This window comes from Nonomuraea sp. SYSU D8015 (assembly GCF_008065375.1).
Classification (GTDB): Bacteria; Actinomycetota; Actinomycetes; order Streptosporangiales; family Streptosporangiaceae; genus Nonomuraea.
The window spans coordinates 20,053-27,166 of sequence record NZ_VJYI01000048.1 but is presented as its reverse complement, the minus strand read 5'-3'; the positions used below and the strand labels follow the sequence as shown (position 1 = coordinate 27,166).

9 protein-coding genes and 1 pseudogene are annotated in these 7,114 nt (G+C 69.6%); 8 read left to right on the top strand and 2 right to left on the bottom strand.

Translation table 11 applies throughout. The annotated features are described in order from the left end of the window. Positions 1–251: pseudogene (locus tag ID574_RS61345) on the top strand (hypothetical protein); the annotation flags it as partial. A gap of 65 nt (positions 252–316) precedes the next feature. Here ID574_RS61345 and ID574_RS58305 read toward each other — a convergent pair. Further along, the gene (locus tag ID574_RS58305; RefSeq protein ID WP_188197700.1) at positions 317–772 is read right to left on the bottom strand and encodes a hypothetical protein; all 456 of its coding nucleotides are present in this window, start codon (positions 770–772) and stop codon (positions 317–319) included. A 357-nt stretch (positions 773–1,129) separates the two neighbouring features. Here ID574_RS58305 and ID574_RS58300 point away from each other — a divergent pair, with 357 nt between their 5' ends. Continuing rightward, a complete protein-coding gene (locus ID574_RS58300) occupies positions 1,130–1,681 on the top strand; it encodes an RNA polymerase sigma factor (RefSeq protein ID WP_188197699.1) in 552 nt (183 codons plus the stop codon). Further along, positions 1,678–2,490 carry a hypothetical protein gene (locus ID574_RS58295; protein WP_188197698.1) on the top strand — a complete coding sequence of 271 codons (813 nt, stop codon included), beginning with the start codon at positions 1,678–1,680 and terminating at the stop codon, positions 2,488–2,490. Before ID574_RS58300 ends, ID574_RS58295 begins: the two co-directional genes overlap by 4 nt. A gap of 263 nt (positions 2,491–2,753) precedes the next feature. Here the strand turns inward: ID574_RS58295 and ID574_RS58290 are convergent, their stop codons facing one another. Next, positions 2,754–3,533 carry a TetR/AcrR family transcriptional regulator gene (locus tag ID574_RS58290; protein WP_188197697.1) on the bottom strand — a complete coding sequence of 260 codons (780 nt, stop codon included), beginning with the start codon at positions 3,531–3,533 and terminating at the stop codon, positions 2,754–2,756. Positions 3,534–3,618: 85 nt separating this feature from the next. Here ID574_RS58290 and ID574_RS58285 point away from each other — a divergent pair, with 85 nt between their 5' ends. The 5 genes from ID574_RS58285 (at position 3,619) to ID574_RS58270 (ending at position 7,085) form a co-directional block, all read left to right on the top strand. Further along, positions 3,619–4,563 (top strand): ATP-binding cassette domain-containing protein, encoded by a 945-nt coding sequence (locus tag ID574_RS58285; RefSeq protein ID WP_188197696.1) that lies wholly within the window; start codon positions 3,619–3,621, stop codon positions 4,561–4,563. Further along, positions 4,560–5,024 carry an ABC transporter permease gene (locus ID574_RS58280; protein WP_223168179.1) on the top strand — a complete coding sequence of 155 codons (465 nt, stop codon included), beginning with the start codon at positions 4,560–4,562 and terminating at the stop codon, positions 5,022–5,024. Before ID574_RS58285 ends, ID574_RS58280 begins: the two co-directional genes overlap by 4 nt. Further along, positions 5,021–5,194: a hypothetical protein gene (locus tag ID574_RS61340; RefSeq protein ID WP_223168178.1), complete on the top strand. Its 174-nt coding sequence runs from the start codon at positions 5,021–5,023 to the stop codon at positions 5,192–5,194. Before ID574_RS58280 ends, ID574_RS61340 begins: the two co-directional genes overlap by 4 nt. After that, the gene (locus tag ID574_RS58275; protein ID WP_188197695.1) at positions 5,191–5,742 is read left to right on the top strand and encodes a DUF1707 SHOCT-like domain-containing protein; all 552 of its coding nucleotides are present in this window, start codon (positions 5,191–5,193) and stop codon (positions 5,740–5,742) included. Before ID574_RS61340 ends, ID574_RS58275 begins: the two co-directional genes overlap by 4 nt. 89 nt (positions 5,743–5,831) lie before the next feature. Next, positions 5,832–7,085, top strand: a complete 1,254-nt coding sequence (locus tag ID574_RS58270) for an MFS transporter (RefSeq protein WP_223168177.1) — start codon at positions 5,832–5,834, stop codon at positions 7,083–7,085. Positions 7,086–7,114: the final 29 nt, after the last annotated feature.

The window sequence follows — 7,114 nt, the reverse complement described above, 5'->3', positions numbered from 1 at the left end:
CCAAGGCCGTGTCCATCACTGCCGACCACGGCGAGAGCGCCGTCAGCCTCATCCGGCAGGTCCTCATCCGGCTGCCGGAGATCGCCGCCACCCGGACCACGGTCCAGCGGACACAGCTGCTCGCCCTTCCCGCCGAGGCCTGGCTGCGGCTCGTCGCCGGCCGCCTCGCGCCCCGGCACACGCCCAGCGACATCACCGCCACGGGCGCGACCGACCTCGACCTGCTCCGCCGGCTCTTCCCCGGCTACTAGCCCGATCTTCACCTGGTGCCACCTGCGAGGACGGCCCCCGGGCAACCGGTGACTCCTCCCGTGTGCTATGGCACATCTCCTGCGGACGCTTCGCCTGCCGTCTGCATGGAGGCGGCCTGCCGCTCACCGATCACAAGGGTGACCGCGGCCAGGAGGTAGAACGGGGACAGGAACAGCATGAATCCTGCGGACATATTGCTGCTCTCCAACCCTGACATCCCGACGTATCCGAGGCTGATCCCGAAGAGCGCCAGGATCCCCGCCACCCCGAATGTGATGCGTCGACTCTGTTCTCGGGGCAGCACGAGCACGGTGGCAGCCAGCAAAAGGGTCACGCCTGAGTTCAGGGCGTACTCCAGCAAACGGTGAGCGAGCGGAGAGGCAGCGGCGGCGGCGGTCACCACCGTCACCTCTGCGACTACTTCGTTTCCCTCCCCGCCCTGGTCCGCTGGATCCACGCCGACGAAGGGATATTCGGCGTTGAAGAGCTGGGGGAGCCCAATCAGGAGGAGAGTCAGCACGCGCCAAAACGCGGCAGATTCCCTCCACCGCTTCCACCACGCCATCGTGCCTCCGCAACGGTGATCCGAACCACGGCAGGCGCCCGCGTCGCCCGGCGACGGCGCCGTCGCGTACAGCACTTTAGTGGGGCAGGATCTTCCCCCGCCTGGCGGGCCAGGTGCTGGTAGCGGCTCTTGGCCTGCAGTTCGGACGCGGTCCGGCCGGCTGCGGCGGTGCAGCATGCGCCTGAGTAGGGTCCGGATCAGGGCGCCGGGGGCCCGACAACCTGATTCCGGCGGACACTGAAATCATCCACTCTCTGCGGGACATGTGTGGGGTGTCGGATACCCCCGGTCTTGTAGAGAGGAAGTGAGTTCGTGCGACCACCTGACAACAGGCGTCGCCGCTTCGAGGAGTTGTACCAGGCCAATCATGATCCGGTGCTCGGGTACGTGGTACGGCGGACGGCAAACGGCCATGATGCGGCGGACATTTTAGCCGAGACCTTTATGACCGTATGGCGGCGGCTGGACGACGTGCCCGCGGGCGAGAAGGCACGCCCATGGCTATTCGGAGTCGCGCGACGAGTGCTCGCGAACCATCGCCGCGGTGAACGGCGGCACACGGCACTGACCGCCCGGCTGGCATCCGAGCTGAGCGCCATCCAGCGGCAGCCGAGGAAGGAGTCGGCCGACGTGGACGCCCTGGCGAAGGCATTCGCGGAACTGTCCGACGGCTACCGAGAAGTGCTGTCGCTTGCGGATTGGGAGGGCATGTCCATCGCCGAAATCGCAGTTGTGCTGGGCTGTTCGGCCAACGCCGTACGGATTCGCCTGCATCGGGCCCGTCGCCGCCTGGCCCGCGCTCTCTCGGTAGACCCTCCACGACGTGCAGCCCGCGCCCAAGTGCCGGAAGGAGACTCCGCATGACCAAGATTTCGATCAGCCGCCTCAACCCCGTCACCGACAACGAGATTGCCGTGCTGGTGAGCACGGAGGCCAGGGATGAGCTGGCAGAGCACATCACAGCGGCCACCCCGGAACCCGCACCCCGGTCTTGGTGGTGTCGGCGCCTGATCGTCGGCATTCCGCTCATGGGGGTGGCGACGGCCGCCGCAGTGGTCGCATTCTCGTCCGGCTGGGTCGGGCCGCAGCGCGCCGAAGCGGCGGCCCTCTCCTTCCAGAGAGAGGGCGGATACCTCGTCGTCCGGGTGCAGGACCCGAACGCCGATCCGGAGCGTTACCGGGAGGAGTTCCAGCAGCGAGGAATGGACATCCACCTCAAGCTGGCCCCCACCAGCCCGGACAAGGCCGGCAAGGTCCTGTTCATGGAGGACCGCGACGATCCGGCCGGCCGACTCGAGGTGGTTGAGGGCTCGTGCGGGGAGCGCGCGTGCTCGGTGGCCGTCAAGGTGCCGGTGAGCTACCGGTCCTACGCCAGCATCGTCTTCGGCCGTGCGGTGGAGCAAGGGGAGATGTACGACACGGGTGCGGACGACGAGCCGGGCGAGGGCATCGGCCTGCCCGGCATCGACAAGTACACCGTGGCGGAGGCGGTCGCCATCCTCCGCGCGCGTAACGTGCCCATCGAGTACCGCTATCAGTACCGTGGGTCTGACCGGCCGTACCCCAACGGCATCCCCGCCGACAAAGTCGATCCCGACTGGTACATCCACGAGGGTCTGCGCGGCTCGGAGAACCAGGCCATTCTGTTCGTAGGCCCGGAACCCGAGGGTTGAGGCCGCGCTGAACTGGCGGGTCCCTCCCCGATCGGGGTTGCGAGGTCATCGGGGGTCCCGGTTGTTATCGCGGAAAGTCCAACGGATATAGGTCTGACCCGCATGGATAGATCTTGGCTCGCCGTCCAGTGATCGTGTTTCTCAAGAAGTCTCAGCAGATCGGCAGCAACCTCGTTGGTTTGCCGCCATTACTCCCGGGACCTCGACGCGTCATGAGAAGGTCGTGAAGGGATCGCCCGGCTTGAGACGTTCGTGGCGAGTCTTCAAAGCTGGCTGTCGCGGTCTTCCTGCCCCTCCTCCCGGCGCGCCGGCACCGGAGGCTCGGCCTTTGAGGGGAGGGCCGCGGCGATGCAGTCGAGGACGCGCTCCAACCCGTGCCGGAACTGGTCATCCCGCCTCAGACGCGGGTGGCGCGCCTCCATCGCGATCTTGGTGAAGATCGGGTACTCCCCGCTCTTCACCAGTTGCTCGAAATATGAGGAGTTCCGCGCCATCCACTCCGACTCCTTCAGCCCGCTGCGGCGGGCCTCCTCGGCCCAGTCGGCCTCGTCGCGGGCGACGCCCTCGATGTAGCCGTTCAGGATGGCCGTGAGGGCGAGGTTTTCGTCGATGGGGACGAAGGCGTCGAGCACCCCCATCACCCGCTCGATCACCTCCAGCTGGTTGGGGCCGAAGCTGGGGCGCACCCCGTGCACGCCGGCGATCCACGGGTGCCGCAGCCACATCGCCCGAAGCTCGTGAGCGAAGCGCGTCAGGTCAGCGCGCCAGTCGCCGGAGGGCAGACCGGTGACGTCGAGCTCGCCCATCAACCGGTCGGCCATGAGCTCGATCAGGTCGTCGCGGCTGGGGACGTACCGGTAGAGCGACATCGCGCCCGCGCCGATCTCGGCGGCGATCCGCCGCATGGTGACGGCCTCCAGCCCCTCGGCGTCGGCGATCCGCACCGCCGCCTCGGTGATCTGCGCGCGGCTGTAGGTCGGCTTCGGCCCGCGGGCCGGGCGCTCGGGCCGCATCCAGATGGTCACGTACTCGGCGTCGGTCACCGTTCCACCCCCTAGTTGCGTACATAGTACCCAGTAACCTAGCCTGACCCTCATAACCGCGTACAACGTACCCAGTGGAGGGATCATGACGGATCCGATCGTGGTCGCCGAAGGGCTGCACAAGTCCTTCGGCGGCACCCATGCGTTTAGGGGCCTGGACCTGAGCGTCCCGAAAGGGACGGTCTGCGGCGTGCTGGGGCCGAACGGCGCCGGGAAGACGACCGCGGTGCGCATCCTGGCGACCCTGTCAGACCCGGATGCCGGGCACGCCCGCATCGCCGGATACGACGTCGTCCGCGAGGCCGACCAGGTGAGGGCCAGGATCGGGCTCGCCGGCCAGTACGCCGCCGTGGACGAGAAGCTCACCGGCCGGGGCAACCTGCGTATGTTTGGGCGCCTCTACCGCCTGTCCCGGCGCGAGGCGCACCGGCGGGCCGACGAGCTGCTCGAACGCTTCGGCCTGACGGACGCCGCCGATCGTCAGGTCGCCGGCTACTCCGGTGGCATGCGGCGCCGCCTCGACCTGATCACCAGCCTCATCCTGCGCCCCGAGGTGCTCTTCCTGGACGAGCCGACCACCGGCCTCGACCCCCGCAGCCGCGGCCAGATCTGGGACAGCCTCCGCGAGCTGGTGGCGGACGGCACCACGGTGCTGCTCACCACACAGTATCTGGACGAGGCCGACCAGCTGGCCGACGGCATCGTGGTCATCGACCACGGGCAGGTGATCACCTCGGGTACCCCCGACGAGCTCAAGGCCACGATCGGGGACCGCCTCGACGTCGTTCTCGAAGACCCCGCCGCGCTGCGTCCGGCGGCGACCGTGCTGAACGCCCTGGCCGGGACCGACCCCACGATGACCGGCACCGACCAGCTCAGCGTGCCGCTGCCCGGCGGCGGTTTCCGGCTCGCCCACATCGTGCGCGAGCTCGACCGCGCCGGGGTCGCCGCCGCCGACGTGAAGGTGCGCCGCCCCACCCTCGACGAGGTGTTCCTGCGCCTCACTGACCGGAAGGAGACCGTGCGATGACCGCCCTCACCCACCGCGTGCGCTGGACGTTCACCGACGGGCTGACCCTCGTCGGCCGTGAGGTGGGACGGCTGCGGCAGGATCCCGGGGAACTCGTCGCCGCGCTGGTCTTCCCGGCCGTCATGGTGGTGCTGTTCGGGTACGTCTTCGGCAGCGCGATCCAGGTGCCGGGCGGCGGCGACTACCGCGAGTACCTCATGCCCGGGCTGTTCGCGATGGTGACCTTCTCCGCGGTGACGGGGGTCATGGTGCGGACGGCCACCGACGCCTCCCGCGGTGTGATGGACCGGTTCCGCTCCATGCCGATGGCGCGGTTGGCGGTGCCGTCCGGGCAGACCGGCGCCGACTCCCTGGTCGGCCTGCCGCTGCTGGCCGTCATGGTGGGGGCCGGCCTGCTGGTGGGCTGGCAGCCGCACCGCGGCCTGATCCCCACGGCTGAGGCGTTCGGGCGAACCCGGTGAGCGCGCTCACCGCCGCCTCGCGGGAGCTGTTCGGCAATCCGGGGGCGTCCTCCGGAGAGGTGGCCTGGCCGCTCGCGCATCCGGTGGCCACCGTCCTGCTCTGGTCGGCCGCGCTGCCGGTGGTGTTCGTCCCGCTGTCGCTCCGAGCCTACAAGCGCAGGGGACGGTGAAGGCTGGGGCCGGTGGTCCGGGTCACCGGCCGCCACTGATCAGCGAAGACGACCGCGAGACCGCCGTGCGCCGCTTGCAGGAGGCGTACACCGAAGGGCACCTCTCGCACGAGGAGCTGGACGAGCGCCTCCATCAGGTGCTCACCGCCGAGACGCACAGCGAGCTCGTGTCGGCTCTGGCCTCGCTCCCGGAGGAGGGTGCGGGCCCCACGTCGACGATCGCCGCCGTCAGCGGACGGATCCGGCGGCGCGGCGTATGGCGGGTACCTCGGATCCTCAAGGTCGAGTCCGCACTCGGAAGGGTGCGTCTGGACCTGTCCCGGGCGGTCATCGAGCATCCGGTGGTCGACATCGAGTTGCACCTCGGCACCGGCGGGGCCGAGATCACGGTGCCTCGCGACGCGATCGTCGACGTGGAGGGGCTGCGCGCCGGGTGGAAGGAGCCGCTCTACAAGGCCCCGCGGCGCTCTCGCCCCGGCGGGCCGAGGATCCGGATCTCTGGGACCATGGGGTTGGGACGGTTGAAGATCCGCCACGCGCGGCGTTGAGGCCCGCCATCCGCCTCGACCCGATCGCCGGCGAGTGCGACGGGCGGTCCGCGATCAGGTCGGTTCTGGTGGGGGTGGATGATGTTCGGGTGACATTCCAGGCAAACGACAGCCGGCGCATGCCCGTCGGGCTCATCGCGCTGACCCTCGGCAGTTTCGGGATCGGCCTGACCGAGTTCGTGATCGCGGGCTTGCTTCCGCAGGTGAGCCGGAGCCTGGCCGTGTCCGAAGCCGCGGCGGGGTGGTTGATCTCCGGATACGCGCTGAGCGTCGCGGTCGGAGCGATCGTGGTGACCGCCGCCACCAGCGGACTGTCCCGCAAGTCGGTCCTCATCGGGTTGGTGGCGCTGTTCGTCGCCGGCAATCTCCTGTCCGCCGTCGCACCCGACTACCCGGCGATGCTGCTCGGACGCGTCGTCGCCGCCCTGTGCCACGGTTCGTTCTTCGGCATCGGCTCGCTCGTCGCGCGGCGCATGGTTCCGCCGGAGCGGGCGTCGAGGGCGGTGGCGGTGATGTTCGCCGGGTTGACGCTCGCCAACGTCCTGGGTGTGCCGTTCGGCGCCCTGGTCGGCGAACGCTGGGGCTGGCGCGCCACGTTCTGGGCGATCACGGTGATCGGCGTGATCGCCCTGATCGGCATCGCGGCGCTGGTGCCCGGCTGGGCCGGAGCCGTGGACCGCGCCCACCCCTCGACGGCTTCCGGCCTGAGCGGGCTGCGTGTCCAGCTACGCGCGTTCCGCTCCTGGCAGGTGTGGCTGACGCTGGCGGCCACCGCGCTCGGTTACGGCGGGATGTTCGGCGCGTTCAGCTACATCGCCTACACCTTCACCGAGGTCACCGGCTTCTCCAACGCCGACGTCGCCTGGCTGCTCATCGTGTACGGCAGCGGCCTGGTGATCGGGAACATAGCCGGCGGGCGGGCCGCGGACGCCAGCCGGGACCGCACGCTGATCGTCTCCCTGGCCGGCCTCGCCGTCACGCTCACCGCTTTCGGGCTGCTGGCCGGCAGTCCCGCCGCATCGGTGGTCCTGGTCTTCCTGCTGGGTTTGTTCGGGTTCGCCGGCGTCCCCGGCATGATCACCCGCGTCACCGATTACGCGAACGGAGTCCCACTCGCTGCCAGCGCCAACGTGTCGGCCTCCAACGTCGGGAACGCGCTGGGGGCCTGGCTCGGCGGCCTGGCCATCAGCGCCGGCCTCGGCTACACCGCTCCGCTGTACGCCGGCGCCGCCATCGTCCTGGCCGGACTCGCCGTGATGACGATCAGTGCGCGACGAGCAGGGGGCGAGGATTCGGAACTCGGCGACGTCGGACGCTCCCGGAACACGACGTCGGCGAGCTGACCCGGGCGCGGCCGCGTCCGGGCTCCGTG

Excerpts from the sequence above, each read along its gene's own strand:
- ID574_RS58295 (WP_188197698.1), top strand. The coding sequence starts at position 1,678 with ATGACCAAGATTTCGATCAGCCGCCTCAACCCCGTCACCGACAACGAG.
- ID574_RS58285 (WP_188197696.1), top strand. The coding sequence starts at position 3,619 with ATGACGGATCCGATCGTGGTCGCCGAAGGGCTGCACAAGTCCTTCGGC.
- ID574_RS58280 (WP_223168179.1), top strand. The coding sequence starts at position 4,560 with ATGACCGCCCTCACCCACCGCGTGCGCTGGACGTTCACCGACGGGCTG.